The sequence below is a fragment of the Candidatus Tenderia electrophaga genome (genome assembly GCA_001447805.1).
GTDB lineage: Bacteria > Pseudomonadota > Gammaproteobacteria > Tenderiales > Tenderiaceae > Tenderia > Tenderia electrophaga.
On the sequence record CP013099.1, the window covers coordinates 3,390,675 to 3,416,096 of the forward strand.

Annotated in this window: 29 protein-coding genes; 18 read left to right on the forward strand and 11 right to left on the reverse strand. The window is 60.3% G+C overall.

Features of this window, described 5'->3' with window-relative positions; all coding sequences use genetic code 11:
* Positions 1-48 precede the first annotated feature (48 nt).
* The 4 genes from Tel_15465 (at position 49) to Tel_15480 (ending at position 2,672) form a co-directional block, all read left to right on the forward strand.
* A complete protein-coding gene (locus Tel_15465; GenBank protein ID ALP54431.1) occupies positions 49-1,011 on the forward strand; it encodes a nitrite reductase in 963 nt (320 codons plus the stop codon).
* A gap of 379 nt (positions 1,012-1,390) precedes the next feature.
* A complete protein-coding gene (locus Tel_15470; GenBank protein ALP54432.1) occupies positions 1,391-1,798 on the forward strand; it encodes a hypothetical protein in 408 nt (135 codons plus the stop codon).
* Positions 1,799-1,875: 77 nt separating this feature from the next.
* Positions 1,876-2,097, forward strand: a complete 222-nt coding sequence (locus Tel_15475; protein ID ALP54433.1) for a hypothetical protein — start codon at positions 1,876-1,878, stop codon at positions 2,095-2,097.
* Between the two features lie 140 nt (positions 2,098-2,237).
* The gene (locus Tel_15480; protein ALP54434.1) at positions 2,238-2,672 is read left to right on the forward strand and encodes a magnesium transporter MgtC; all 435 of its coding nucleotides are present in this window, start codon (positions 2,238-2,240) and stop codon (positions 2,670-2,672) included.
* 215 nt (positions 2,673-2,887) lie between these two features.
* On the opposite strand, the gene Tel_15485 is transcribed toward Tel_15480, so the two are convergent.
* Complete coding sequence (locus tag Tel_15485; GenBank protein ID ALP54435.1) at positions 2,888-3,745, reverse strand: spermidine synthase; 858 nt, start codon at positions 3,743-3,745, stop codon at positions 2,888-2,890.
* A 95-nt stretch (positions 3,746-3,840) separates the two neighbouring features.
* On the opposite strand from Tel_15485, the gene Tel_15490 reads away from it, so the two are divergent.
* The 3 genes from Tel_15490 (at position 3,841) to Tel_15500 (ending at position 6,760) form a co-directional block, all read left to right on the forward strand.
* Positions 3,841-5,721 (forward strand): arginine decarboxylase, encoded by a 1,881-nt coding sequence (locus Tel_15490; GenBank protein ALP54436.1) that lies wholly within the window; start codon positions 3,841-3,843, stop codon positions 5,719-5,721.
* A 74-nt stretch (positions 5,722-5,795) separates the two neighbouring features.
* On the forward strand, positions 5,796-6,416 hold the full coding sequence (locus Tel_15495) for a hypothetical protein (protein ALP54437.1): 621 nt from the start codon (positions 5,796-5,798) through the stop codon (positions 6,414-6,416).
* Positions 6,417-6,487: 71 nt separating this feature from the next.
* Positions 6,488-6,760 carry a cupin gene (locus tag Tel_15500; protein ALP54438.1) on the forward strand — a complete coding sequence of 91 codons (273 nt, stop codon included), beginning with the start codon at positions 6,488-6,490 and terminating at the stop codon, positions 6,758-6,760.
* Positions 6,761-7,019: 259 nt separating this feature from the next.
* On the opposite strand, the gene Tel_15505 is transcribed toward Tel_15500, so the two are convergent.
* Positions 7,020-7,442, reverse strand: a complete 423-nt coding sequence (locus tag Tel_15505) for a hypothetical protein (GenBank protein ID ALP54439.1) — start codon at positions 7,440-7,442, stop codon at positions 7,020-7,022.
* Positions 7,399-8,466, reverse strand: coding sequence for a hypothetical protein (locus Tel_15510; protein ID ALP54440.1), 1,068 nt, complete (start codon positions 8,464-8,466; stop codon positions 7,399-7,401). The genes Tel_15505 and Tel_15510 overlap by 44 nt, the downstream gene beginning before the upstream one ends.
* Positions 8,467-8,682: 216 nt before the next feature.
* Here Tel_15510 and Tel_15515 point away from each other — a divergent pair, with 216 nt between their 5' ends.
* From Tel_15515 to Tel_15535, 5 genes are all read left to right on the forward strand, one after another.
* Entirely contained in the window at positions 8,683-10,059 is a 1,377-nt protein-coding gene (locus tag Tel_15515; GenBank protein ALP54441.1) for a serine dehydratase, read from the forward strand.
* Between the two features lie 116 nt (positions 10,060-10,175).
* Positions 10,176-10,811 (forward strand): hypothetical protein, encoded by a 636-nt coding sequence (locus Tel_15520; GenBank protein ALP54442.1) that lies wholly within the window; start codon positions 10,176-10,178, stop codon positions 10,809-10,811.
* 249 nt (positions 10,812-11,060) lie between these two features.
* Positions 11,061-11,348, forward strand: coding sequence for a pterin-4-alpha-carbinolamine dehydratase (locus Tel_15525; GenBank protein ALP54443.1), 288 nt, complete (start codon positions 11,061-11,063; stop codon positions 11,346-11,348).
* A 94-nt stretch (positions 11,349-11,442) separates the two neighbouring features.
* Complete coding sequence (locus Tel_15530) at positions 11,443-11,682, forward strand: hypothetical protein (protein ID ALP54444.1); 240 nt, start codon at positions 11,443-11,445, stop codon at positions 11,680-11,682.
* The gene (locus Tel_15535) at positions 11,679-12,728 is read left to right on the forward strand and encodes an MBL fold metallo-hydrolase (protein ID ALP54445.1); all 1,050 of its coding nucleotides are present in this window, start codon (positions 11,679-11,681) and stop codon (positions 12,726-12,728) included. Before Tel_15530 ends, Tel_15535 begins: the two co-directional genes overlap by 4 nt.
* On the opposite strand, the gene Tel_15540 is transcribed toward Tel_15535, so the two are convergent.
* Together Tel_15540 and Tel_15545 are read right to left on the reverse strand one after the other, a co-directional pair.
* Entirely contained in the window at positions 12,725-14,743 is a 2,019-nt protein-coding gene (locus Tel_15540) for a hypothetical protein (GenBank protein ID ALP54446.1), read from the reverse strand. The genes Tel_15535 and Tel_15540 overlap by 4 nt on opposite strands.
* Before the next feature lie 59 nt (positions 14,744-14,802).
* Positions 14,803-15,780 (reverse strand): hypothetical protein, encoded by a 978-nt coding sequence (locus Tel_15545; GenBank protein ID ALP54447.1) that lies wholly within the window; start codon positions 15,778-15,780, stop codon positions 14,803-14,805.
* A gap of 316 nt (positions 15,781-16,096) precedes the next feature.
* On the opposite strand from Tel_15545, the gene Tel_15550 reads away from it, so the two are divergent.
* Positions 16,097-17,227, forward strand: a complete 1,131-nt coding sequence (locus Tel_15550; GenBank protein ID ALP54448.1) for a hypothetical protein — start codon at positions 16,097-16,099, stop codon at positions 17,225-17,227.
* On the opposite strand, the gene Tel_15555 is transcribed toward Tel_15550, so the two are convergent.
* From Tel_15555 to Tel_15565, 3 genes are read right to left on the reverse strand one after another with little or no spacing between them, the layout of a single operon-like run.
* Positions 17,214-17,585, reverse strand: coding sequence for a hypothetical protein (locus Tel_15555; protein ID ALP54449.1), 372 nt, complete (start codon positions 17,583-17,585; stop codon positions 17,214-17,216). The two genes, Tel_15550 and Tel_15555, sit on opposite strands and share 14 nt — an antisense overlap.
* Positions 17,582-18,460: a hypothetical protein gene (locus tag Tel_15560; protein ALP54450.1), complete on the reverse strand. Its 879-nt coding sequence runs from the start codon at positions 18,458-18,460 to the stop codon at positions 17,582-17,584. Before Tel_15560 ends, Tel_15555 begins: the two co-directional genes overlap by 4 nt.
* A gap of 6 nt (positions 18,461-18,466) precedes the next feature.
* Complete coding sequence (locus Tel_15565; protein ALP54451.1) at positions 18,467-18,766, reverse strand: hypothetical protein; 300 nt, start codon at positions 18,764-18,766, stop codon at positions 18,467-18,469.
* Positions 18,767-18,883: 117 nt separating this feature from the next.
* Between Tel_15565 and Tel_15570 the strand changes: the two genes are divergently transcribed.
* Both Tel_15570 and Tel_15575 read left to right on the forward strand, forming a co-directional pair.
* A complete protein-coding gene (locus tag Tel_15570) occupies positions 18,884-19,420 on the forward strand; it encodes a hypothetical protein (protein ALP54452.1) in 537 nt (178 codons plus the stop codon).
* A gap of 5 nt (positions 19,421-19,425) precedes the next feature.
* Positions 19,426-19,848 carry a hypothetical protein gene (locus Tel_15575; GenBank protein ID ALP54453.1) on the forward strand — a complete coding sequence of 141 codons (423 nt, stop codon included), beginning with the start codon at positions 19,426-19,428 and terminating at the stop codon, positions 19,846-19,848.
* Positions 19,849-19,871: 23 nt separating this feature from the next.
* Here Tel_15575 and Tel_15580 read toward each other — a convergent pair whose 3' ends face one another.
* Together Tel_15580 and Tel_15585 are read right to left on the reverse strand one after the other, a co-directional pair.
* Complete coding sequence (locus Tel_15580) at positions 19,872-20,279, reverse strand: hypothetical protein (protein ID ALP54454.1); 408 nt, start codon at positions 20,277-20,279, stop codon at positions 19,872-19,874.
* Positions 20,276-20,629 (reverse strand): hypothetical protein, encoded by a 354-nt coding sequence (locus Tel_15585; GenBank protein ID ALP54455.1) that lies wholly within the window; start codon positions 20,627-20,629, stop codon positions 20,276-20,278. Before Tel_15585 ends, Tel_15580 begins: the two co-directional genes overlap by 4 nt.
* A 47-nt stretch (positions 20,630-20,676) precedes the next feature.
* Between Tel_15585 and Tel_15590 the strand changes: the two genes are divergently transcribed.
* The 3 genes from Tel_15590 to Tel_15600 all read left to right on the forward strand — a co-directional run bounded on the left by Tel_15590 (position 20,677) and on the right by Tel_15600 (position 24,662).
* The gene (locus tag Tel_15590) at positions 20,677-21,630 is read left to right on the forward strand and encodes a hypothetical protein (GenBank protein ID ALP54456.1); all 954 of its coding nucleotides are present in this window, start codon (positions 20,677-20,679) and stop codon (positions 21,628-21,630) included.
* 69 nt (positions 21,631-21,699) lie between these two features.
* Positions 21,700-22,872 (forward strand): molybdopterin biosynthesis protein MoeB, encoded by a 1,173-nt coding sequence (locus tag Tel_15595; protein ALP54457.1) that lies wholly within the window; start codon positions 21,700-21,702, stop codon positions 22,870-22,872.
* Between the two features lie 401 nt (positions 22,873-23,273).
* Complete coding sequence (locus Tel_15600; protein ID ALP54458.1) at positions 23,274-24,662, forward strand: hypothetical protein; 1,389 nt, start codon at positions 23,274-23,276, stop codon at positions 24,660-24,662.
* On the opposite strand, the gene Tel_15605 is transcribed toward Tel_15600, so the two are convergent.
* On the reverse strand, positions 24,663-25,304 hold the full coding sequence (locus Tel_15605; GenBank protein ALP54459.1) for a hypothetical protein: 642 nt from the start codon (positions 25,302-25,304) through the stop codon (positions 24,663-24,665).
* Positions 25,305-25,422: the final 118 nt, after the last annotated feature.

The window sequence follows — 25,422 nt, forward strand, 5'->3', positions numbered from 1 at the left end:
GTAACCCGCCTATGGGGAGGGTTGTGTCAATCAACTGGAGAAATGGTTATGAAAAGAGAGTTACTGAAAAAAGCGAAAACAGGTAGCGTCGTCGCGGTCGCCGCGGTACTGATGTTGTCAGGCACGGCCGCGCTCGCCAAGACCGTGCATGTAAAAATGGTCGCCAAGGAGAACAGCCTCGCTATCGACAACAAAGGTACCCAATATCCAGCCTGGACCTTCGATGGCGCCATTCCGGGGCAGCTGGTGCGCGTCACTGAAGGCGATACCGTGGACTTTGAGCTGGTTAATCCTAAGGAAAACAAAAACTCCCACTCCATGGACTTTCACGCCGCCGAAGTGGATGTGCTGGACGAGTTCGCGCCGGTGAAGCCGGGCCAAACCAAACACTTCAAATTCGAGGCCAAACGCGCCGGCGTATGGATGTATCACTGTGGCGCCAATCCGATGGCGCAGCATATCGCCCGGGGCATGTATGGTGTGATTATCGTTGATCCCAAAGAGGGTTACAGCGAAGACTTCCCCAAACCCGATCGTGAATATGTCTTGGTGCAGGGGCAGTACTTTCCCGATGCCGACGATTACAAGGGTATGATCGCCAACGAAGGCTCGGCCGGTTCCCTGATCAACGGCAAGATGTTTCACTATGACCCGGTGCACGATCCCGACGCATCCATGGTGCTGCAGTCCAAGCCAGGCGAGCGCGTGCGTATCTACTTCGTCAACGCCAACATCAACGAGCCGGTCGCCTTTCATCCCATCGCCGGTATTTGGGACCGGGTGTATATCAACGGTAATCCGGAAAACGAGTTGCAGGATATGGCCACCTACAATGTCGCCGTGTCCGAAGCCGGTATCTTCGACATAGTGTCACCCGCCGACAAGGCGACCAATAACGCCATTGTCGATCACACCATGAAGGCGGCGCTGCGCGGCGCCATCACCGTGCTGATGAACAAGCCCGACGCCGATCCCAAGGCCGGCAAGGGCGACAACCTGATTCTGCGCTAGCAACAAACAGACGCGACTGTCGTAAGCAGCGGGGCGCCTGTGAGGGAGCCCCGTTTTTTGTTTTCTGCCGCCTTGTTTATTTATTCCCCGGCAGCGGACCTTGGGTTTGCACATAGCCCGCCCCCCAAAAAATTGTCCGGCCATTGATTTATCGCAATGCAAGATTATATCTCTACGATGCATGATTCTCTGCATCAGCGTTGACCAGAACCAATGAGTCGGACAGATTCCCTGGGCTGTATGCGTCAATCGGGCAAGATGTTGATTGACGTTGTTGAGGTATCTAAGGAGTATGGGTATGCAGAAGAGAATAGTAACCGGTGTATTATTGTTTATGATTTGCGCGACGTCTCAGCTCAACGCTGCCGAAGGGTTCGGGATGGGCGTGATCATCGGCGAGCCCACCGGTGTCAGTATCAAGAACTGGGTCGGCGATCGCCACGCCATCGATGCCGCGGCGGCCTGGTCGTTTTCGGAAAATGATTCCTTTCAGCTGCACGCCGATTATCTGATTCACGACTTTTCCCTGTTGCGCCCTGAGGGCTTATCCGGGCGCATGCCCGTGTATGTCGGGCTGGGTGCGCGTGTCAAGCTAGAGGAAAACGACAACGCCGGGGGGCGTAATGTGAACAATGATCTTGTCGGGTTGCGTATCCCCGTTGGCATCTCCTACCTGTTCGATGAAGCGGCGGTTGATCTATTCGCCGAGCTGGTCCCCATCCTCGATGTGGCGCCGGACTCGGATTTCGATATCAACGCCGCCATTGGGGCGCGCTTGTATTTTTGATGTAAGTGTTGTTTTGAGCATAAGGTCGGTACAGCCATCCTGTCCGGCCCCTTTACTAAAACCAAACGGAGACAGTCATGAAGAAGACAAATCAGATTCTGGCATTGACGGGCGCATCGCTGATGATGCTGTTAGTCGCTTGTGATCAACAAGGGCCGGCGGAGCAGGCCGGCGAAAATATTGACGAGGCGGCCGAAGCGGCCGGCGAATCCATGGAGCAGGCCGGGGAAAATATCGAAGACGCCGCCGGAGATGTCGCCGATGAGGCTGATGAGACCGTGGATGATATGAGCAACTGAGCGTCGGCTGAGGCGTAAGCGCCATGTTGCATGGGTCGCTGGCCGTGGCGCTCATTGCGTTGCTGGCCACCCGACGGCGGCGCGCCTGATCCGGGCTTGGCCTTCACGGCTGATGGCGTGAGGGCGGGACGGTCGTGAATATGAGTATTTCCGTTGACTGGCAGCAGATCTTGTTTCATCTGTATCAGTTGGGAATCGCCTTTGTATTGGCGTTGCCGGTGGCGTGGAACCGCGAGTATCAGTCCCGCGGCGCGGGTTTGCGCACCTTTCCCCTGGTCTCGATCGCCGCCTGTGCCTACATGCTGGTGGGGATGCAGGTATATGAGGGCTCGGATGCCGAGGCGCGGGTGATGTACGGCATTATCACCGGCATGGGATTCATCGGCGGCGGCGCCATTCTCAAAGGCAAGGGCCATGTGGTCGGCACTGCCACGGCGGCCAGCATCTGGAACACCGGTGCCATCGGCATATCTGTCGCCTACAATCGCTACGAGATTGCCATCGTGCTGTCGCTGATCAATTTCCTTATTCTCCAGTTCGCCGCGCCCTTAAAGCGTGACGGCGAGGCCTCTTGAGCGTGCAAGAAAAAGCCCGCCGGGAGGCGGGCTAAGGGAGGGAGGGGCTTGGGGAGGCCCCTGCTGAGGAGAGCGGTATGAATGTGTTCAATGACTACAAGGTATCGCAAATAAGAATCATTTGCAAATAATTTTTGTGGCGTCGTTGTGCCCCCGTTTCCGCGCCATAAAAAAGGCCGCTCAAGGCGGCCCGCTCCATGCCGACTTGCGCGCGTTTACCCCAAACCGGCCTCGCGGCAGAACTCCGGCTGTGTCAGCGCGGCCTTGTGAATACCGGCATTGTAATAGCGCGTCTTGAAGGTTTTATTACGCACATCGTCTGCGCGAAAACCGTCCAGGCCGGTGGTTTCCTTGCTGGCCATGGTGGCGCTCCACCAACCGCTGGGATAGCAGGGCTGGGGGAAATGCAGCGTCTTTGACTCGCGAAAACCGGCGTCGCGCATGCTCGAGTGCATGTCCTTGAGCAGATCCAGGTGCAGCAGCGGCGACTCGCTTTGCTGAATCAAGATGCCGTCGCTGTGCAGGGCGCGCTGGCATTGGCGGTAAAAGCTTGCGCCGAACAGACCTTCGGCCGGGCCCACCGGATCGGTACTGTCGACGATGATGACGTCGATGCTGGCGTCCTCGGCGTTCTCGATCCACTTGATGCCATCCTCGAACAGCAGACGGGCGCGGATGTCGCCGTTGGATTCGCACAACTCGGGAAGGTATTTTTCCGACAGCCGAGTGACCGCCTCGTCGATGTCCACCTGCCAGACACGTTCCACGTCCTGATGTTTCAGCACCTCACGCAAGGTGCCGCAGTCGCCGCCGCCGATAATCAACACTCGCTTAGGATCGGGATGGGTGAACAGTGCCGGGTGGGTCATCATTTCGTGATACAGGAAATTGTCGCGGCCGGTGACCATGTAGCAGCCGTCGATGACCATTAGCCTGCCGAAGGTCTCGGTGTCGAAAATCTCGATATATTGGAAGGGGGTCTGCTCCTCGTGCAGCTTCTCGGTAATCTTGAGCGAGAAGGCGGAGCCTGCGCCGGCATGTATTTCGCTGAACCAGCTTTCGTCCAGTGTCATCGAGCGTCTCCTTAGAATTAAACGGTGCCATCGGCGGTTGGGGCTTTATAATGGGCACGATTGTATATCACCCGCAAAGGGATGTAGAGGTAATAATGGGCTGGAACCTGGATCAAGCGCGCGCCACCTACAATGTCAGCCATTGGGGCGGCGGTTATTTCGATATCAACCCGCAAGGCCGCCTGACGGTGCGGCCGCGGCGCGCTCCGAACACGACTGCAATTGATGTATACGAGCTCGCCCGCGAAGTGCGCGAGATGGGACTGGGTTGGCCGGTGCTGGTGCGCTTCAGCGACATTCTGCATGACCGCGTCGACACCCTGTGCAGTGCCTTCGCCACCGCCATGCAGCGCGAGGGCTACGGCGGCGGTTACACCGCCGTGTATCCCATCAAGGTCAACCAGCAACGCACCGTGGTGGAGCAGATCCGCAACCACGGCGGCGAGCGCGTCGGCCTGGAGGCGGGTAGCAAGCCGGAGTTGATGGCGGTGCTGGGCATGAGCCGCCCGGGCGGCGTGATCGTCTGTAACGGCTATAAAGACCGCGAATACATGCGTCTGGCCCTGATCGGCCGGCGCCTCGGCCACCGCATTTTCATCGTGGTGGAAAAACTCTCCGAGTTGAACCTGGTGCTGGACGAGGCGGCCAAACTGGGCATCGATCCCCTGCTGGGCATCCGCGTGCGGCTGTCCTCCATCGGCGCCGGCAAGTGGCAGAACTCGGGCGGCGAAAAGGCCAAATTCGGCCTTACCGCCAGCCAACTGCTGGAGGCGGTGGAAAGGCTGCGCGCCGAAGACCGGCTCGACTGCCTGCAGCTGATCCATTTTCATCTGGGGTCCCAGCTGGCCAATATCCGCGACATCCAGCGCGGCCTGCGCGAGGCGGCGCGCTACTACGCCGAGCTGTCGCGCCTGGGCGCGGCCATCGAGGTGGTGGACGTGGGCGGCGGCCTGGGGGTGGATTATGAAGGCGCGCGCTCACGCAGTTTTTGTTCTATGAACTACAGCGTGCAGGAATATGCCAACAACATCGTCTACACGCTCAAAGAAGTCTGCACCGAGCAGGGCTTGCCCCATCCCATGATCATCTCCGAATCGGGCCGCGCCCTCACCGCCCATCACGCCATGCTCATCACCAACGTCATCGACGTGGACAGCGTGCCCGAGGGTGACCCGCTGAGTGCGCCTGCCACCGGTGAACCCGCCGTGATCCAGAATCTCTGGTATCTGCTGCAGCACGTCGACACCCGCGCCATCCTCGAGGCCTATCACGATGCGGTACATTGGTTGGGCGAGGCGCAGGAGATGTATACCCACGGCGTCATCAACATCGAGCAGCGCGCCACCGCCGAGCAGCTTTACTACGCCATCTGCCACAAGGTGCGCGACCTGCTCAATCCCGCCAGCCGCGCCCAGCGCGAGGTGCTGGACGAACTCAACGAAAAGCTGGCCGATAAGTACTTCTGCAACTTTTCCCTGTTTCAATCCCTGCCCGACGTCTGGGCCATCGACCAGATCTTTCCCGTCATGCCCTTGCACCGCCTCCATGAAGCGCCGCGGCGCCGCGTCATGATCGAAGATCTCACCTGTGACTCCGACGGCCGTATCGACTTATATGTGGACGGCGAGGGCATCGAATCCACACTGCCCCTGCATGAATTGAAACCAGGCGAGCCTTACCTCATCGGCATGATGCTGGTGGGCGCCTACCAGGAGATCCTGGGCGACATGCACAACCTGTTCGGCGATACCGATTCAGTCGACGTGGAGCTCACCGGTTCAGGGTATCAGTTAGTGCGCCCCGAACACGGCGACAAAGTGGACGAACTGCTGAGCTACGTCCACTTCGAACCGCAAGCGCTGCTGGCCGTCTATGCAGACAAGATCAAGGCCGCCGAGTTAACCAGCGCCGAAGCCGAACAGTATCTTAACGAGCTCAAGGCGGGGTTAAACGGATATACCTATCTGGAAGATTAGCAGAATCTGAATGGAAATCGCTTTGAAAGCAAGTTAATATTGCGAGCTCAATACTAATTAATTAAGTAGGACTGTTGGGGGTAGATGTGAATAATAAATTTGCCAAGCTTAGTTTGGCTTCAGTTTTTTTGTTGTCTGGATTTTTTCAAACCGCTTTCGCAGACAGTGCCTATGTGGCTGTAAGTTTGGGTAAGACAAGCGGTAGTATTGATGAGCAAGGCATTCAGGCCATATCGGGACCTAATATATCATCCGATACAACTGCGTCTTCTTTTAAGGTGCAATTAGGAATGATGCCAAAGCGAGGGCTTGGTTTTGAAGTCGGTTATATCGACTTCGGTACATTGAGTGCCATGGAGACCACGCTTGGAATTATCGATACTTATGATTTTGACGTAACTGGAAATACCATAGCGGGTATCGTGTCGGTGCCGTCAGGCCGCCACTCCACCGTATATGGAAAGATTGGTGTGGTGATGTGGGAGTCTGAGGCTACCGTTTGTCTGCCTTGGTTGGGCGGATGTGGCGCTTCTAGTACAGATGGTAACGACCCATTTTTTGGAATAGGTATGGAATATCGTATTGCTGCGAATATGGGGCTTCGGGCTGAATTTGAAAGGTATGACGTGCCCGTTACCGATGCAGGGGCAGGAGATTTTAACAACTTCTCAGTGAGTGCTGCTTATCGGTTCTAAAATCGATTTACACAATAGCGCAATATATGCACCCCGATTTAGGGGGCGCTCTGCATTATAGGAGTATAATGATGAGCATTAAAATCGAAAGACAGGTTAATCGCAATCAAGTGGAGTCTGAAGGCGTATACGAATGGCCCGTTTGGGAAAAAGAGATCTCTAGCTTTCCGTGGACCTACGACGCCAGCGAAACCTGCTACTTCCTCGAAGGCGATGTGATCGTTACCCCCGACGGCGGCGAGCCGGCGCAGATGGGCAAGGGTGACCTGGTGACCTTTCCGGCCGACATGTCCTGCACCTGGGAAATCCGGCAGCCGGTGCGCAAACATTACACATTCGATTGAGCAGCGCGCCAACGCGATGTGAGAGACGGGTTTCGCCTATCACTCTATCGACTGATCCCGTCCGCATAGCCGTTGCTTCCTGACCAGAACGTACGCTTCAGGGCGCCTCGCGACCGAGGTGATGCCCTCGACAACTTAAGCGCGCCCCTCTTATAGAGATGAGCGAATGCGTGAAAAAATTGGCGCATTGGCGTCGCTGTGGCGTTGAACCAGCAGTTTTTACGCCCCATGGGTTGTGGCCGAATGCTGCGCAGGACGCTCAATGCGGCTCAACTTCCACGCGATTACGGCCGTTGCGCTTTGCGCGATACAGGAGAGTGTCCGCGCTATTAAACCAGTCTTTGATGGTTTCATTTGGATGGTGATATTGGGCGACGCCCAAGCTGATTGTGACCCTGATTTGCTGGCGCTCCACAGCGAGGACGCAGTGCTCAAGCCGCTGGCGCAGTCGCTCGGCGATCTGGCCGGCCTCTTCCAGATCGGTATCGGGTAACAGCACGGCGAATTCTTCACCGCCTGTGCGGCTCAGCAGGTCGCTGGGGCGCAGGAGCTTTTGCACGAGGTGAACAAACTCTTTGAGTACCGCATCCCCGACTTGATGGTTGTATTGGTCATTGATCGCTTTGAAGTGATCGAGGTCAATGGCTATCAGGGACAGGGGGGGCGTGGTTACGTACTGCACGTGCCGCTTCCTGTTCCGCGCGCTGCATCAGTTCGCGGCGGTTGGCGGCGCCGGTCAAGGGGTCGGTGGCGGCCAGGCGTTCTAATTTCGCGTTGGCACGTTGCAATTCGACCATCGTCTCCTCGGCGCGCTGCTTTTGGGCCAGCACCTCTTCCAGCAACTCGGCTTGACTGTAGACGCGAGCGAAGGAGCGCGTCGATAGATAGGCTTGGATCACGCCGTAGCTCAAGAGAAAAAAGCCCCCGGCGAAGATCACATGCGCCAGCCACCATTGATGGCTCCAGGCCGTATCCAAGCTGAAGGCCAGAGACGATTGCGCGAACCACGCCATCGAAACCGCATACATGACCATTAGTGGATTGCGGATGCGCTGTGTGATGAGCCAGGCGATCACGATGACGAACAGACCGATGGCGGTGTATTCCATAGACAATCGCAGCCAGGCGGCCGCGCGCAAGGGCGATATGGCCAACAGGCCGATGACTAGATCAATGCCGATGAAGATCGCGATGGCGATCAGCCAGGTGCGGGGGCGCCAACGCTTCGAAGGCGCGTCGGCTGCGGCGTAATGGAACATGGCGGTCAGAAAACAGGCCGCCATGACGACCCGCGAGGCCGGTCCGTACAGCAGAAACAGCCATGGGTTTTGATGCGCGAGAGGCGTAAACAGCCCATGCGGCGCATAAATGAGCGTGAAACCGAGGAACCCCAAGGTCAACCATCGTAGAAACGGTTCACCGCTATCGGCATAGCAGCGCCATGTGACAAAGGTGATGAAGGCGCCGATCGCGATGGCGATGGAAATGGCGATGATATGGAAGCCGTGATGCTCATAGAGCAGTCCGGGTTGCCGGTTGATCTCCAGGTAGGTGAGTGCCAGCATGGGCGCGCTGCCGAACAGGCCAAGCAAGAGATAGGTATAACCGGAAAGAATGCGGGTAAATAGAGGTTTTTCAAAGGCTGCCATGTAATTCCCGGTGTGGCGGAGCCAAGTCAGCGCTCGCCCCAGAGGCTTGATATTCAATAATAAGACCGCGCCATTTTTTCATGGTCGAAGATTCGCTGGCGAATTCCCGCATTGGCGCTGCGCGTTCCACGGTGATGACTATTATCATCCTTAGATCAATGAACTGATTATATGCCATTGTTGTGTGGCGTGGCTTGCCGGCCGATGTAAAATCGGTCTTTGCGGGGGGTGAATTGAGTATCCTTGCGATGTTGGGCCCTCGGGAGAAAACGTATGTTTATCAGCATCCTTGACGTGTTTAAGCTGGGTATCGGGCCCTCCAGTTCCCATACCATGGGGCCGATGCTGGCGGCCGCCGATTTTATCGTGCGTGCGCGCCAGCGGCTGGCGCAGGCAGCGCGGCTGGATGATGTCGGCATTCGCTGCACCCTGAAGGGATCGCTGGCCTTTACCGGCAAAGGCCATGGTACCGATCGCGCCATAGCGCTCGGCCTGCACGGCTATACCCCTGCTGATGTTGCCGCTGAGGATGTGGATGCGTTGGTAGAAAGTATTTGGAATAGCGGTCTGGCAGGCTCGCCGCCGACGATTCGATTCGAGCCGGACAAGGATATCCGCTTCGACAAGGGCCCGGCCCTGCCCGAGCATCCCAACGGCATGATTTTCGAACTGGTCGACCGATCCGCTGACAAGGTCTTGCTCAAAGAAACCTATTTCTCCATTGGCGGCGGGTTTATCAGTACCCGGGCGGAGATCAAGCAACTGGTGGCTCCGCTCAAGATGGAGTCGGCGGCCGATTGCCCTTATCCCTTCGATTCGGCCCGCGCCATGCTGCAAATGTGCGACGCGAGTCAGCTCACCATCGCCGCCATGAAGCATGCGAACGAACTGGAACATATAAGCGAACCGGCCTTACTTGATGGCATGGAGGCCATCTGGCGGGCCATGCGACGTTGTGTCGAACTGGGGTTGGCCGCCGAGGGTATCCTGCCCGGCGGGCTGGCACTGCCGCGCCGCGCCAAACATTTGTATGAGCAGCTGCGGCAAGACCCGCAAGCGGCCAGTGTCAACGACTGGTTGTGTGCCTATGCCATGGCAGTGAATGAGGAAAACGCGGCCGGACACATGGTGGTGACGGCGCCGACCAACGGCGCCGCCGGCGTCATTCCGGCGGTGTTGTACTACTTCGTGACGCATGAAGGCGGCCGTCAGGAACAGCTGCGCGAGTTTCTGCTTACCGCCAGCGCCATCGGCGGCATTATCAAGCATCGCAGCTCCATCTCCGGCGCCGAGGTGGGTTGCCAGGGGGAGGTCGGCTCCGCCGCTGCCATGGCGGCCGCCGGTTTGTGTGCGGCGCGTGGCGGTACGCCGCGGCAAATCGAAAATGCGGCGGAGATCGCCCTTGAGCACCATCTAGGTATGACCTGCGACCCGGTCAAAGGCCTGGTCCAGGTGCCCTGCATCGAGCGCAACGGTTTTGGCGCCATCAAGGCCTATACCGCCACCTCGCTGGCCTTGCGTGGCACGGGCCAGCATTTTATGCCCCTGGACAACTGCATCGCCGCCATGAAGCAGACCGGTCTGGAGATGTCGGAGAAATACAAGGAGACGTCCCTGGGCGGTCTGGCGGTAAGCATTACCGAATGTTAGTGAGCGGGGTATTTGGCGCGGTTTACTGGCGCGGTGGTAGTCGTATTACAATGCCCCATCAAGCCATCCCGTGTTGGCCGCCGGGCGACGCGCAATAACCGTAAAGTCGATCAATCATGGACACCCAGTTCTTAAAAATATTTACGCTCATCTTCGTGTTGCTGAATCCGTTTTTGATGAGCATTTATCTGCTCGATCTGATACGCAATCTGTCTTTGCCCGAATTTTTTAACGTATTGCGGCGCGCGTCTATTATCAGTGCCACGGTGTTCCTGGTATTCGCCTGGGGCGGGGAGCAGATCTTTTCAGAGGTGTTACAGGTGCGCTTTGCCGCCTTCTTGATCTTCGGCGGCATCATCTTTATCGTCATCGCATTGCGTTTCGTGTTCCAGGGCAGCGACGCCATCGCGCAAATGCGCGGCCCGGCGGAGTATGTCGCCGGGGCCGTGGCCATGCCGTTTATTATTGGCCCGGGCACCATCAGTGCCAGCGTGCTGGCGGGGGTCAGCCTGCCTCTTCTGCAGGCCGCCATGGCGATCATCAGTGCCCTGGCGGCCTCCATGGTGGCGCTGATCGTGATTAAATATCTGCACGATTATGTAAAGCAGCGCAATGTGAAATTGATCGACAGCTATGTGGATATCGTCGGTCGCATCTCGGCCTTGCTCATCGGTGCCATCGCCATCGAGATGGTATTGCAGGGCCTGGATGCCTGGCTCGAGCCCCTGCTGCAAGTCGAGTTGCCGGCATAAACGCGGCGTTCCGTCGACGGTAAAAAAACGAGCGTTTCGCTCGCCATCCTGCGTCCACAACGTCAATGATGCGCGTTGGCACGAAGACCACAGTACGAACGCGATCCGGCCGTCCCTGTCTGCATGATGAGATGACGACGGCAATCAATCGTGAATGAATCCTTGTTTATGCTGTTGTTGAAGAGGGCGCCCGACCATCCTAGGCTGTAGTTCCCAACGATGTTCAGACGCTAGTACTAAGGAGGCGACATGGCGACAAAGGCATCCGACAATGACATCCAGGCATTCCTGAGCGAGTTGAGCGATTGGCGCGTGGAAGACGGCAAACTGCATCGCGAATACCAGTTCAAGAACTTCGTCGAGGCCTTTGGTTTTATGACGCAGGCGGCGCTGGCGGCGGAGAAGGCCGATCATCATCCTGAGTGGTTTAATGTCTATAAGAAGGTGGTCGTCGATCTCACTACCCACGAGGCCGACGGCATTAGCGCAAAGGATTTCGATCTGGCACGTCAGATGGAGGCTGCCGCCAAGTGCTGACGCGGGGGCCTGGAGCCGCCGACGTATCGTAATCACGGTCGGGCCGGTTCGGCACCGCATTTGACGCTGTGCGCCGAGTTCTGAATAATCATCTCTGTTCGATACAGAGTCAGGACAACCCGTGCTCGAAGCCCATCGTTGCCCTTTGTGCGGCAAACCCAATCAGTGTGTCATGGCGCAGTCCGGCGCGGCTGAAGATCAACCGTGTTGGTGTCGCAGCGAGACCTTTCCCCAAGCCTTGATCGACCGGCTGCCGCCGGCGGCGCGGCACAAGGCCTGTATCTGCCGGGCCTGTGTCAGGGCCTATCATCAAAGCATGCAGGAACAACAATGAGTATAGAACTCGCTACGCCGCGTTTGTTGTTGCGCCAGTTGATGGATCGCGATACCTGGACCTATACCTATCTGCTGGTCGATCCCGACACCCAACAGGGCGTGTTGATCGACCCGGTGCGCGAGCAGCTGGAGCGCGATCTGGCATTGGTTCGGGAGCTGGGTGTGGAGTTGCTGTACGTGCTGGAGACCCATGTCCATGCCGATCACGTCACCGCGGCCGGCATGATCCGCCAGCAGACCGGCGCCCGCATCGTCTACAGCGAGGCGGCCCAGGTGAAGGCGATCGATCGGGCGGTGAACCACGGCGACAGCATCGCGTTCGGTAACTTCACCGTCCGGGTGCTGGCCACGCCGGGCCATACCAACGGCTGTGTCAGTTACTACGTCGACGGCATGGTGTTCAGCGGCGACGCCTTGCTCATCCACGGCTGCGGGCGTACCGATTTTCAACAGGGCGATGCCGCCACCCTGTATCGCAGCGTGACCCAAAAACTGTTTACCCTGCCCGACGCCACCCTGGTGTATCCGGCCCACGACTATAAAGGCCGCACCGTGTCCAGCATCGGCGAGGAGAAGCGCTGGAACCCGCGCCTGGGCAATCAGCGCAGCGAGGCCGAATTCGTCGAGCTCATGAGCAATCTCAATCTCGACCTGCCGAAAAAGATCAATGAGGCGGTGCCGGCCAATCTGGAAACCGGCATCAGCTTCGACCCCAAGCGTTATCTACACGAGGCGTTTTCCATGGCGGATCTGCATACGGCCTGGCAGTCCCTGCCCGAGGATGAGCTGATCGTCGATACGCGTTCGCCGCAGGAGTATGACAGCGGCCACGTGCCGGGGGCGGTGAACATTCCCTTCGGCGAGGAGGACCGGCACGTCGACGCGCTAAAGGAGTACAAGAAGATCTATCTCTATTGCCGTTCCGGCCGCCGCGCCCAGACCGTGCTCGCCGATCTGTCCATCCTGGGTCTGGACAACCTGGCCTGTGTCGGTCATTCGGGCATGCCCGAGTGGCAGCGGGCGGGCTATCCCGTCGCGACCTAAGGTTCGGTCTGCTCCGACCACATCAGTAACACCTCGCCGTTCCATACGTCATCATCGTCATTGTCGATCTTGCGGCGATAGCCCAGGCGCCAGTTGAGCAGGGCGACGAAGGGCTTGAATTGTTGCATGGGGGTGTCGAAGTCCGGGCTCAGGGTGGGGATGGTGACCAGCGGCAGCTCGGTCAGCTGCAGTCTGGCCACATAGCCCAGCCACAGCGGTTTGTCACCGGGGGTCAGCGCATAATCCGCCGGCCACAATTTGATGATCAGTTTTTGTTCCACCAGTTCCAGGGTCAGGCTGGCGTGGCGGCCGTCATGGACATGGGGCAGGGGTACCAGCTCTGCCAGAGAAGGCTCCGGTTTGAGCCAGTGCAGTGCGCCGCTGACAGTGAGCGGCGCCGGGCGTTGCCAGCCCAGGTCGAGCAGATGCTGTTGCAAATCGTCCAACGCCCCGGCCCACTGCAGATTGAGCGGCTGGCCCTGGGTGCCCAGGGTGTCGATGCGATAGGCGGGCAGAGTGCGCCAAGCCTGGGCGCGCCAGTCGTCAAAGGCCATCTGCTCGATCTGCATGTGCCGCGCGTAGCGCTGTAGGTTTTCCTGATGGGTATTGACCACATGCCAACTGCCGACGCTGAGCAGCACCAGCAGTGGCAGGATAAGCAGCGGCGCGGGTTTGAGCGGCGGGGCGATATGGCGGCGATAGGCCACCCCCAGGGCCAGCACCCAGGCCAGCCCCAGCAGCAATCCGCCGGCGATATCGGAGAACCAGTGGGCGCCCAGATACAGCCGTGAAAAGGCGATGCTGAGGATCATCAACATCGCCACGGCATAGCACAGCACGCGCCATTGCGGCCGCAATTCGCGTGCAATCAGCACCGCCAAAAAACCGTAGATACAGCTGGCATAGACCGTATGGGCGCTGGGAAAACTGAAGCTCATGGCGCCTTGATACATGTCGCTGGGGCGCGGCACCTCCAAGGCGTGTTTCAGCAACCAGGTCATCACCATGGCGAACAAGGCCGCCGCCAGCCAGTGGCCGGCCGCCAGATAACGTTTTCTGAACAACAGCCACAGCAGCAGGGTGATGACCAGCGCCGTGTGCACTATGCCGTCGCCGAGCTGTGATATGGCGGTCATGAGGTGGTCACCCCAGGGGGTGCGCAGGCCCTGCAGCAGGTGGTACAGACTGCCGTCCAGGCGCGCCAGTCCCGGTGCGATGGGGAACTGTTGGAACAGGGCGAACATTACTAGCGCCACCAGCAACAGGGCGACGGCAACCAGACTCAGGCCCTTCAGCTCCGGCTGTTGCGGATCGACCAGGGCGGCGCTGATCTGCCCCAGGCGTCGATGGCCGCGGCTCCAGGCGATCAGGCGATCGGCCAGCTCCTCGGCGCGCGGCGCCAGCAGGCGATAGCTGCGCCTGACCAGCCACACGCCCAGCCACAGCAGGGCCAGCAGCATTACCACCATGACGGCCAGGCGCGAGGCCACCGCCGCCGCCAATCCCAGCGAGGCGCCGAACACTATGCCCGGTAGCAGGTAGGCCGGCGCCCAGGCCAGCGCCGAGAGCACGTTAACGAACAGGAATTTCCAGGGCGGCATGCCCAGCATGCCCGCGGTGGCGGGGATGATGGGCCGCACCGGGCCGACGAAGCGACCGAACAGGATGCTCTTGCCGCCGTGACGATGAAAAAACCCTTCGCCCTTTTCGAACAGGGCGGGGTAACGCTTGAAGGGCCAGACCGTGCGCAATTGATCCTTGAAATAATGCCCCAGCCAGAAACTGATGCCGTCACCGGCGACCGCGCCGGCCACCGCCAGCCAAAAGGTGGGCCAGAAGTCGATGGTGCCCAGCGCCACCAGGGTGCCGATGGCGAACATCAGCACCACGCCGGGCATGAACAGTCCGACCACCGCCAGCGATTCGCTGAAGGCCACCAGGAACACGAAGGCGCCCGCCCAGGCGGGATGTGCGGCGATCCAATCGAGCAGGGGCTGAAGAAAGTCGAGGTTCATGGGGGCGCATTATGCGGCAAAATGTGTCTCAGCCACAGTGGGGGCGGTACGCGAAAACCTTACAAGCGCCAGCCCCAATACTCGAGAAAATCAGCGAAGAAATACATGTTGGACGCCTCCCTCGCCCAAGGCTTGAGGCTGGTGTAGAACACCGTGCCGGTCGCGGCGGGATCGCCCAGTTGCTTGTCACGGCCGATGTTCAGATCCAGTGCCCACCAGCTCATGAGCAGCAGTTCCCAGGGTTTGAAGGAATCCTTTACATAGCCTTCGAGCCAGCCGGAGGAATGAAAAAAAGAGGTGTGGCCGTCGCCCAGGGGCAGGCGTTGCAGGGATTGCATGGGCTGCAGCTCAACCGTCTGCCGCGCTGCGTGAATGTGATCCAGGCGTTTCAAACGCACGTCCATCACCCGGTGGGTGGCGCTGCGCAGGTGAAGCACCATGCGCCATTGCGTATCGGCGTCGCTCGCATAGTCCGGGGGATAGTCCAGCCGCGCCGGCAGGGTCTCGCCGAAAACGCTCTGTTTGTCCTGCGGCCAGTCCTCCGGCATGGCCGAGGTCGGCAGATGGCTGGTAGGCACGAAGGCCAGATAGCAGCCGCAGGTATGCACCGTGGTGATCAGCACTGGCTGTTGTCGCTCATTCAGCGTGACCACCACGAACAGGCCGCCGTTGGCGCCGGCGGTGAGGTGGGGGTGGGGCACGCGCGGAAAATGAAAGCGATAGATGAGGTTGTGATAGCGCCGGCCGTTTAGCGCGGTGAAGGGCTGTTGGCGGGTATAGAACACCGCGTGCTCAAGGTCGATATAAATCTCCTCCTCACCCGCTTCATCCAGCCGGGCGGCGGCATGGCCGATTTGGTTGTAGGCAAGCGCGCTCTCGCCGGCGACCACCACGGGGGCATGGCGTTCCAGCAAGTCCGCATCCTGCGCCACGAGGTAGCGACGATCCGTCGCGCCGGGGCCCGGCGTGGCACAGCCCAGCAGCAGGCCGCAGAGCAGCAGCGCGCACGCGAACTGAATGGTTTTGCTGTATGTCATAGCAATACCATAGCAGTGCGGCGGCGATCTGACAGGGACAGCCAACTCCCTACTTTGTTTAGGGCTAAAGCTCCGGCCCCGGCGCCCGTTAATAAGGGGCAAGAGCGATTAAATTATAAAGACCACGTCCAGTAGCACCGAACACAGGGGTGAACCAGAATCAGCATAGGGATATCACTGATTTGTGTAGAAAATACCATCTAGGTGGCGCGCATCGATCGATCTTCAGGCTGACACTGATGTTTTTCAAGATATGGGAACAGGTATGGCAGCATCCTCAAGTTTACCCGCCGGTGTCGGCGCCAGTGCCCCGGGCATGAGCAAAGATCAGCACGCCCATAACCGCCTGCTTAAACAGCGCTTGGCGGATTTCATGGATGAGGCGCGTCATAACGAGCGTAAGTTGCGGCGTTTTCAATCCCTGGAACTGAAGTTGATCGGCCTCAATTCCATCCTGGAATTGATCGAGGCCATCCTGCGCCCCGACCCCGGCGCGGTCAACTGGGACATGGTGAGCTTGTTGCTGTTCGACCCGGAATACGAATTGCAACGCATTCTGCAGGATGAGGGCGTCAAGCTCGAGGGCATGCCGGGTCTGATGTTCGTCGCCGGGATGGAGGAAGTGGAGCAACTCTATTCCGCCTCTCTGTTCCCCAGCCTGGGCGGCTATCGTTCCAGCAAGCACTCCAAGCTGTTTCGTCATGCCGGCAAAAAACCGGCCAGCGTCGCCCTGTTGCCGCTGGTGCGTTACGGCCGGCTGATCGGCAGTCTCAACATCGGCAGTCACGATGCGGACAAGTTTGTGCGCGGCGTGCGTACCGATTTTCTGGAACACTTCGCCGCGGTGGTGGCGATCTGCGTGGAAAACGGCGTCAACCTGGAGCGTCTCAAGCGCCAGGGTCTGACCGATACCCTGACCGCCATCAACAACCGCCGTTTTTTCGATCAGCGCCTCAAGGAAGAGACCGAGGCCGCCGGCCGTTCCGGCAAGCCGCTGTCCTGCATGTTGCTGGACGTGGATCATTTCAAGCGCGTCAATGATACCTATGGCCATCAGGTGGGCGATCTGGTGCTGCGTGAGGTGGCCTCCATTATCCGCGCCCAGCTGCGCGGCAGCGATGTATTATCGCGTTACGGTGGCGAGGAGTTCAGCGCCCTGCTGGCCAATACCGACACCGAGGAGGCGGAGGAGGTGGCCGAACGTATCCGTCGCTGCATCGAGGAGCGGGTCTTCAATCCGCCCGACTACGAGCCCTTTAACATCACCATCTCCATCGGCGTGAGCACGCTCAAGGCCGCCCCCGACACCAAGCTGGCCAAGGGGGTCGGCGACCATCTCATCGGCCAGGCCGACCGAGTATTGTACGATGCCAAGGCCGGCGGCCGCAATCAGGTGCAGTGCGCACCGGCCTCCTGCGCGCTGGGCGAGAGCCTCAGCCCCGCTTAACCGGGATATCCAGCGGCAATTGGGCGGGATCGGCGCCGCCGGCCTTGAGGGCTTGGCGCTGCGCACGATTCAGCTTCACGCCGGTCAAGACGACGCCTGCGGCCTGCACCCCGTCCAGGCGGCAACCGCTCAGTTCCACATCGCTCAGATCGGCGCCGCGCAGATCGGCGCCGTCCAGATTGGCCAGGCGCAGGTCCGCGCCGGCGAGCGTGCTGCCGCGCAGATCGGCGCCGCGCAAATCCATCTCCACCAGGTTGGCATTGCCCAGCTGGCGGCCGCTGAGATCGGCGCCCTGCAGGGTGGTGGCCTCGAGGGTGACGAGGCGGTCGAAGCCCTTGCGGTCGAATATCTCTATCATTTCTGAGCGCCCTGGTTGATAAAATCCAGCCCCTGGTAACCGCACTTGCGACCGGCCAGACGGCAGGCCTGCGCCAAGGCCGTGCCCAAGTCCTGGCGTTGCAGCAGGGCGTCAATGAGGCCGGCGTTGAAGGTATCCCCCGCCCCCAGGGTATCCACCGGTCGCGGCGGTGCAAAGGCGGGGCTGTGGTGTTCCCCGTGGCGGTCCAGGGCCCAGGCGCCGGCCGCGCCCCAGGCGCACACCAGCGTGGCCGCGGGGTATCGGGGGTGCAGCGCGCGCAGCAGGGACAGGGCCTCGTCATGGCCGCGGCCGCGGGCGAAGGGACGTGAAAACAGCAGCACATCGGCGAGCGGGAACAGCGCGTCGATGCCGTCGCGCTCCTTTTCGATTTCCAACGAACGCGTCACGCCGGGGGCCTGCGCGGCGGCCCATGCCAGCATTTGCCGCGTCTCGGCCACATTGCGGCCCTCGAAGTGGAGCCAATGGAAACGGCCCAAGGCCAGTTTCTTGAACTCGGCGAAGGGGTACTCGGGCAGGTCGCGGTAGTGAATGATGGTGCGCGAGCCGTTCGCCAGGTTGTGGGTGATATAGGAGGTCGGCACCTTGCCTTGTGCCAGACGCAGCACGGCGCTGCGATCGATACGGTGTCTTTCCAGATCGGCCTCGATATGCCGGCCGTCGGGTTCCTCGACCATGACGCCGGCCCAGTGGCCGCGGTGCCCCAGCTGACTCAGCACGGTCAGGGTGTTGGTGGCGTTGCCGCCGCGACAGACGCGCTGATCGATGGCGCGTACCTCATCGTCCTCGGCCGGATAGGCGGCGACGCTGTTGATGATATCGAGGGTGGCGATGCCCACTGCCAGGATGTTCGCCATAAGCGCTCAGCTCTGGGGCGGGCGTTCGAGCCGGCATAGCGGCATGAAGTAGATGTTGATCAGGTCCAGCAGCACCCAGCAGATCGCCAAATAGAGCAGATAATGATAGCTGTGATTAAAATTGATCAGGCCCACCCACCACATCAGGTTCCAGACATAGAGCATGGTCATGATCAGCAGCGTCCAGGGAAACGCGGCGATGCGTCCGCCGCAGTTGGGACAGCTAACGGTCATCCACCAGCCGAGCTTGTATTTATCCTTCAGCGACACGCTCTGTGCGCGGCAGTGGGGGCATTTGAAGGCCATGGGGGACTCCTGAAAAAGCGTGACCGGATTATAGCATTAGTGTCGCGGCGCCTCAGGGGTTAGAATACCCGGTTTGTAATCAACCCGGGAAATGGCATGAGAGGTTTTTACAAGACGATGGCGTTGCTGGCCGTGTGCGGCGGCTTGCTGGCCTGCGACAACAACACCCCTTTGATGGACAAGGTGGTGGATGAAGATACCGCCGCGGTCGAGTCCATGCTGGCCCAGGGCAATGACATTCATGCGCGCAACAGCTACGGCTGGACCGCGCTGATGCATGCCGCCCGCCAAGGCCACGCGGAGCTGGTCAAATTGTTGCTCGCCAACGGCGCCAAGGTGGATGCCGAAGATGGCAGCGGCTGGACACCCATGATGCGCGCGGCCATGAAGGGCCACGCCGACGTGGTGAAGCTGTTGCTGGCCGAGGGTGCCAATGTCCATCATGCCGACCCGTCCGGTTGGACCGCCCTGCACTGGGCGGCGCAGCGCGATCACGAAGCGGTGGTCCGGGTGCTGGTGGAGGCCGGCGGCGATCTCAATGCCGAGACCGAAGACGGTTGGACGCCGCGTATGGTGGCGCAGAAGGAGGGCCACAATGAATTGGCCAATCTCATCAGCCGCTTCATGCGGCAGCAGGAGGGACAGCCGCGGTGAATGTTATGAAACGGATGCGCGCCGCCGTCGCGCTGGCGGCGTTAATGTGGCTGTCGGCGTGCAGCAATGAACCGGCCGAATTGAGCGCCGCGCCGCTGGGGCAGCGGCCGGTGCTGGAATCCTTGGCCGAGGCCTATACCGCGGTCTCCAGCGAAAACCTGTCCACCAGTCCCAAGAGCCTGCCCGGCGAAGAGCGCAAGCGCTTCGTCGAGAGGGTATTCGAGCGTGCCGGCTACAGTTACAGCAAGACCCTGCATCAGATGGCCGGCGCGGCCTTCGATCCCGCCAACCAGCTGCACGTGGACATGGCCGAGTTGGTGCTCATGCCGCACCGCAATCCGCGCTTTGCACTGGAGCTGACCGATGTCTATTCGAGCCAGGAACTGCAGGACGTGGCGGTGGTGGAGCGCCAACTCAACCGGCGCTAAGCGCGCCCGTCCTTCTCGCCGGGCTATTCCGCGATGTGCATCACGAGTGAACGTCGTCCACCGTGGCGGCGGTGTTCCCACAGATAAACGCCCTGCCAGGTGCCCAGCGCCAGGCGCCCCTGATCGATGGGGATGCCCAGGCTGGTGGCGGTGAGCGCGGCCTTGATGTGGGCCGGCATGTCGTCCGGGCCCTCGGTGGTGTGGGTGTAGAGCGGATCGTCCTCCTTGACCAGGCGGTTGAGCCAGTTCTCCAGATCGTGGCGCGCCGAGGGGTCGGCGTTTTCCTGGATGATGAGACTGGCCGAAGTGTGCTGCACGAACAGGGTGCACAGCCCCTGGCGCACGCCGCTATCGCGCACTACGGGCTCGATTGCGTCAGTGATCATGAACAGGCCTTGGCGCGGGGCATTGATCTCGAGGCTGCGGATCATTCGCCCACCCAGTCATAGGCCCGTACCACACCCCGATCGTCGAACTGCACTTCCAGGGTCTTCATGCGCGCATTGCCCATGTCGCCGAGCTTGCCCTTGCCGTAGTAGTACACCCAGCGCTGCAGCTGTTCGCCGTCGCGATTCACCACCACGCCGGTACTCTGCGGTGCGCCCAGCCATTGCTTGACCTGATTCTGGGTGGTGACGCCGTGTTCCACCTTGGCGGCGAACTGGGTGAGCTTGAAGTCGTTGCCGAATTGAAAGCTGGCGCAGCCGCCCAGCAGCATCAGGCCGCAGGCGGTGCTTAGGAGTTTAGTGCTTGGCATAATGAAATCCCGGTTGGTAGGCATTGTCCAAATTCTATACCATGAACGGATTTTCGACAGAGGGACGTGGCATGGCGCAGCGGATCATCGGCGCGACGGGCGTATTATGGGCAGTTCTGGCAGGCGAGGTGCTCCTGGCGGCCGAGCCACCGCAGGACATGGTGCGGATCCCGGGCGGCCCATTCATCATGGGCAGCGAGCCGCGCGACGACGACGGCAAGGCCCAGGAGTACGGCTCCAACAAGCCCTGGTACCTGGATGAAGCCCCCCAGCACCGGCGCACGGTCGACGCCTTCTGGCTCGACCAATACGAGGTCACCAACGACCAGTACCGCGATTTCGTCGTCGCCAATAATTACTTCGTCCCCAACGGCTGGAAGGAGAATGGTTATTTATTGTCGCGTGACATCCTGGGCTTCGCCGACCTGCCCACCCTGCGCAAATTGGCGGCGGACACCTTTCGCCTGGATATGGACACGACCCAGATGGGATACGATGAGTTATTGGACGCCATCGTCGCCCATCAGGCCCAATTCGATGATCTGCCGGTGACCGGCGTGACCTGGTTGCAGGCGCGCGATTACTGCCGTGCCCAGGGCAAGCGCCTGCCCAGCGAGGCGGAGTGGGAGAAGGCCGCGCGCGGCAGTGACGGGCGTGAATATCCCTGGGGCGACGACTGGGACGAGACGCGCCTCAATATCGGCGCCGGCGACGGTTGGCAGTACGGCGTGGCGCCGGTGGGTTCCTACCCCGAGGGTGTCTCACCCTACGGTGTCCACGACATGGCCGGCAACGTGATGGAGTGGACCGCCGACTGGTACCAGCCCTATCCCGGCGCCGAGTATGAAAGCGAGGACTTCGGCGAGAAGATGCGCGTGGTGCGCGGCGGTGGCTGGGGCGGCTTGGGGCATTACGTCATTAACCATTTTTACCGCAGCGCCTATCGCTTCAACCTGCGGCCCACCTATACCTTTGTCGATCTGGGGTTTCGCTGCGCCCGTGATGCGCAGCCGCCGGCTGAATAGCCACGCCCCACTAAACTTGGCAGAATGGGCCGTCGATATAGTCAACGTATTACTTAGAGGGTTGCAGTAATGAAAGGAATGGAACGTCGCTTGGCGGAACTCAAGTCCGTCATTCCGGAGGTCGAGCCGAGCGAGGCCGATAGCCTGCTCAAGCAGGGCGCCCTGCTGGTGGATGTGCGCGAGGCGGACGAGATCGCCAACGGCTCCCCTAACGCTGCGCTGCGCATGGGGCGCGGTTATCTGGAGCTGCGTATCGAGGAGCGCGTGCCCGACAAGGACAAGACCCTGGTGGTGATGTGCGCCGGCGGGGTGCGCTCCCTGTTCGCCGCCGAGGCCCTGCAACAGCTGGGCTACAGCGATGTACGCTCCCTGGCCGGCGGCTTCAATCGCTGGAAGAATCAGGGCTTGGATTTCGAGATTCCGCGCGCCCTCTCGGCCGAGGCTAAGGAACGCTATTCGCGACATTTATTGTTGCCCGAGGTGGGCGAGGCCGGCCAGCTCAAGCTGCTCGATAGCAAGGTGCTGTTGATCGGCGCCGGCGGCCTGGGTTCGCCGGCGGCCTATTATCTGGCCGCGGCCGGGGTGGGCACCCTGGGGCTGGTGGACCATGACGTGGTGGACCGCAGCAATCTGCAGCGCCAGATCATCCACACCGAGGCGCGCGTCGGCACCCCCAAGGTGGCCTCGGCGCGCGAGGCCATCGAACAGCTCAATCCGGACGTCAAGGTGGTGGGCTACGAGACCCATCTGGACAGCGGCAACGTGGAGGAGATCTTCTCCGCCTATGACGTCATTGTCGACGGCACCGACAACCTGCCCACCCGCTATCTGGTCAACGACGCCTGCGTCAAGTTGGGCAAGCCCAACGTCCATGCCGCGGTGTACCGCTTCGAGGGCCAGCTCACCGTATTCTGGCCCGGCCATCCCGACAACCCCAGCGGCTGTTACCGCTGCATGTTCCCCAATCCGCCCGCACCGGGCTCCGCGCCCTCCTGCTCCGAGATCGGCGTGCTCGGCATCCTGCCCGGCGTGATGGGCCTGCTGCAGGCCACCGAAGTGCTCAAGATCCTGCTCGACATGGGCCAGCCGCTGCTGGGCCGGATGCTCTACTACGACGCCCTGCGCAGCAGCTTCTCCGAGTTCAAGCTCAAAAAAAACCCCGCCTGCCGCTATTGCGGTGAGCAGGGGGATTTCCCCGGTTACGAGGATTACGCCCAGGTCTGCGCCGCACCGGATCGATAGTCACAATGCGTCGGCCATGATGTGCGTCACGGCCGGCCGCTCCCCGCCTCGCAAAAATTTTCCGGCTGCTCTCAAGGGCGTCTCTCAATCGTTCTGAGTGCCGCAGATTGGGCGCTCACATTGCACCTAATGCAGGTGCGAAGATTTGCACCGCCAAGAGCGCGCATATAAACGTTCAAGATACGTGCTCACGACTATTCGGAGCTGTCCTAAAGTTCCCATCCTTGCGGTCGAAGCATCTGTTGGGGGTAATAAAAAACAAACACTTGTCGTCACCATTTCATCTGATAGCCTTATAATGGTCTGCAAGTAGTATGATTGACGGGTGGCGCTGGTCACGGATGGTCCAGCACCTATAATCTAGAGAGATGTTGCGCCTCATGGGAGCGAGAACAGCCAACATGGCCATAGCGAAAACCATAAAGCAGTACCTAGACGGCAAACACATCATCTATACAATCTTGGAAGTGCCGCATTTCGAGTCCCCCCGTGAGGCGGCCAGCTTGGCGAATATTCCACCGCGGTCACTCTATTATCCGGTGGTGATGCGTGATACCTACGGCCTGATGATGGCGGTGATGCCGGCCTCGCACAAGCTCAATTACGAGCGCTTGTCCAAGCTGCTGCATCGCAATGTCAGTCCTGCCTACCAGACCCAGTTGTCATCCGTGTTCGCCGATTGTCAGCCCGGCAATATCCCGCCGGTGGGGGTGGCCTACGGGCTGCGCACGGTGATCGATGCCGCCCTCTCCACACCGGAAGAGGTGTATATCGTCGCCGGTGACCACAGTCGGCTGATCAAGATGTCGCGCAAGAATTTCATGCTGCTGCAGACCAACGCCCTGCTCGCCAGCGACTTTGCCGAAGCGCTGGAGGAGGCCGAGACGCAGGGCGGTGGGGAGGTTGCCAATCTGGCCTGGAGTCAGGACCTGGGCGCCAAGATTCGCCAACGTGTGGAGCAGGCCACCGAACTGCCGCCCATGCCCGAAATGGCGCTGCGTATCTTCGAAATGCGCGCCGACCCCAACGTGGAGGTCAAGCACCTGACCGCCCTGATCGAACGCGACCCGAGCCTGGCGGCCCAGGTGATGCGTTATGCCAATTCACCCTATTTCGGTTATCAGGGGCGGGTGGATACTATCCAGGTGGCCATCGCCCGCGTGCTGGGCTTCGATATGGTCATGAATCTGGCCCTGGGGCTGGCGCTGGCCACGCCCTTCAAGATTCCGCGTCACGGACCTTTCGGGCTGGATTATTACTGGCGCCATGCCGTGTACAGCGCCACCCTGATGCAGTTGTTGAGCAAGGAAATTCCCCAGGAGCGCCGCCCGCGGCCGGGCACCTGTTACCTGATCGGGCTGTTGCACGACTTCGGTTATCTGGTGCTGGGGCATTTGTTTCGCAACGAATTCGAGGGCTTGACCAAGCTGGTCGAGGAGCAGGGACGCGACCGCCTGAGTCGTTTGGAAAAGGATTATCTGGGCGTCACCCACGGCGAGCTGGGCTATTGGCTGATGAAAGCCTGGGGCATGCCGCAGGAATTGGTGCTGGCCACCCGCGAACACCATAATGAGCAGTATGCCGGTCCCTATTCGGTGTATGTCAACATGGCGCAATTGAGCGATCATCTACTGGCGGCCTATGAGGCCGGCGAGGTGTTGGATGACCGCCTGCCCGCGCATCTGTTGCAGGCCTTGGGGCTGGAGCCCAAGCAGGTGATTCACGTCATGACCCAGCTCATCGAGAGCGACACCAATCTCAACGAAATGGTGCGTCGCTTGGCGGCCTGATTAGCGCGGTCGGGCCTGGCGTGCCAGGCGCTCCGTCACGGCCCGGCGCAGCTCCACCAAGCGGCCGTGAAAAAAGTGGCCGGCCGCTTCGAAATAGACCGTTTGCGGTGGTGTCTCCAGCTTATCGATCCAGGCCCGCACTTCTTCGAAGGGCACGATCTCGTCCGCCGTGCCCTGCAGCAACAGCCATGGGCAGGCGGGCGGCGCGAGTCCCTGAAAACGCAACAGATGGACCGCCGGCGCGACGGTGATCAGCTGGTCTACGGGACGCTGAGAGCTGGCGCGCATGGCCACATAGGCGCCGAACGAAAAACCGGCCAGCCACACTGTCGGCGGCTGAGCGGTCTCGTCCAACCAATCTATCACCGCCAGCAGGTCATCGGTTTCGCCCTCGCCCTCGGCATAACTGCCGCCGCTCTTGCCCACGCCGCGATAGTTGAAGCGCAGCGTCGCCAGGCCCAGTTCGTGACCGGCGCGGCTGAGGGTATGGACCACTTTATTATTCATGGTGCCGCCGTGCTGGGGATGGGGGTGACAGACCACCAAGACGCCGTTGTCGAGGTGGTCGAAATTCTCCGCCAGCGCCTCCAGGGCGCCGGCGGGACCGTCGATGAACAGGGGGTTGGCGGCATGGGCGGACATGGTACGGTGCGATCCTGATGCTTTGGCAGGTCCCGCATTTTACCAGTTCCCGCTGACCAAGCCCCTGTTTTTAAAGCGGGCATGGATAATGTGTCGGTCGTTACCGGTCGATATACCC

Excerpts from the sequence above, each read along its gene's own strand:
- Tel_15465 (ALP54431.1), top strand. The coding sequence starts at position 49 with ATGAAAAGAGAGTTACTGAAAAAAGCGAAAACAGGTAGCGTCGTCGCG.
- Tel_15470 (ALP54432.1), top strand. The coding sequence starts at position 1,391 with ATGGGCGTGATCATCGGCGAGCCCACCGGTGTCAGTATCAAGAACTGG.
- Tel_15475 (ALP54433.1), top strand. The coding sequence starts at position 1,876 with ATGAAGAAGACAAATCAGATTCTGGCATTGACGGGCGCATCGCTGATG.
- Tel_15480 (ALP54434.1), top strand. The coding sequence starts at position 2,238 with ATGAGTATTTCCGTTGACTGGCAGCAGATCTTGTTTCATCTGTATCAG.
- Tel_15485 (ALP54435.1), bottom strand. The coding sequence starts at position 3,745 with ATGACACTGGACGAAAGCTGGTTCAGCGAAATACATGCCGGCGCAGGC.
- Tel_15490 (ALP54436.1), top strand. The coding sequence starts at position 3,841 with ATGGGCTGGAACCTGGATCAAGCGCGCGCCACCTACAATGTCAGCCAT.
- Tel_15500 (ALP54438.1), top strand. The coding sequence starts at position 6,488 with ATGAGCATTAAAATCGAAAGACAGGTTAATCGCAATCAAGTGGAGTCT.
- Tel_15515 (ALP54441.1), top strand. The coding sequence starts at position 8,683 with ATGTTTATCAGCATCCTTGACGTGTTTAAGCTGGGTATCGGGCCCTCC.
- Tel_15520 (ALP54442.1), top strand. The coding sequence starts at position 10,176 with ATGGACACCCAGTTCTTAAAAATATTTACGCTCATCTTCGTGTTGCTG.
- Tel_15525 (ALP54443.1), top strand. The coding sequence starts at position 11,061 with ATGGCGACAAAGGCATCCGACAATGACATCCAGGCATTCCTGAGCGAG.
- Tel_15535 (ALP54445.1), top strand. The coding sequence starts at position 11,679 with ATGAGTATAGAACTCGCTACGCCGCGTTTGTTGTTGCGCCAGTTGATG.
- Tel_15540 (ALP54446.1), bottom strand. The coding sequence starts at position 14,743 with ATGAACCTCGACTTTCTTCAGCCCCTGCTCGATTGGATCGCCGCACAT.
- Tel_15545 (ALP54447.1), bottom strand. The coding sequence starts at position 15,780 with ATGACATACAGCAAAACCATTCAGTTCGCGTGCGCGCTGCTGCTCTGC.
- Tel_15550 (ALP54448.1), top strand. The coding sequence starts at position 16,097 with ATGAGCAAAGATCAGCACGCCCATAACCGCCTGCTTAAACAGCGCTTG.
- Tel_15555 (ALP54449.1), bottom strand. The coding sequence starts at position 17,585 with ATGATAGAGATATTCGACCGCAAGGGCTTCGACCGCCTCGTCACCCTC.
- Tel_15560 (ALP54450.1), bottom strand. The coding sequence starts at position 18,460 with ATGGCGAACATCCTGGCAGTGGGCATCGCCACCCTCGATATCATCAAC.
- Tel_15565 (ALP54451.1), bottom strand. The coding sequence starts at position 18,766 with ATGGCCTTCAAATGCCCCCACTGCCGCGCACAGAGCGTGTCGCTGAAG.
- Tel_15570 (ALP54452.1), top strand. The coding sequence starts at position 18,884 with ATGGCGTTGCTGGCCGTGTGCGGCGGCTTGCTGGCCTGCGACAACAAC.
- Tel_15575 (ALP54453.1), top strand. The coding sequence starts at position 19,426 with ATGAAACGGATGCGCGCCGCCGTCGCGCTGGCGGCGTTAATGTGGCTG.
- Tel_15580 (ALP54454.1), bottom strand. The coding sequence starts at position 20,279 with ATGATCCGCAGCCTCGAGATCAATGCCCCGCGCCAAGGCCTGTTCATG.
- Tel_15585 (ALP54455.1), bottom strand. The coding sequence starts at position 20,629 with ATGCCTACCAACCGGGATTTCATTATGCCAAGCACTAAACTCCTAAGC.
- Tel_15590 (ALP54456.1), top strand. The coding sequence starts at position 20,677 with ATGGCGCAGCGGATCATCGGCGCGACGGGCGTATTATGGGCAGTTCTG.
- Tel_15595 (ALP54457.1), top strand. The coding sequence starts at position 21,700 with ATGAAAGGAATGGAACGTCGCTTGGCGGAACTCAAGTCCGTCATTCCG.
- Tel_15600 (ALP54458.1), top strand. The coding sequence starts at position 23,274 with ATGGCCATAGCGAAAACCATAAAGCAGTACCTAGACGGCAAACACATC.
- Tel_15605 (ALP54459.1), bottom strand. The coding sequence starts at position 25,304 with ATGTCCGCCCATGCCGCCAACCCCCTGTTCATCGACGGTCCCGCCGGC.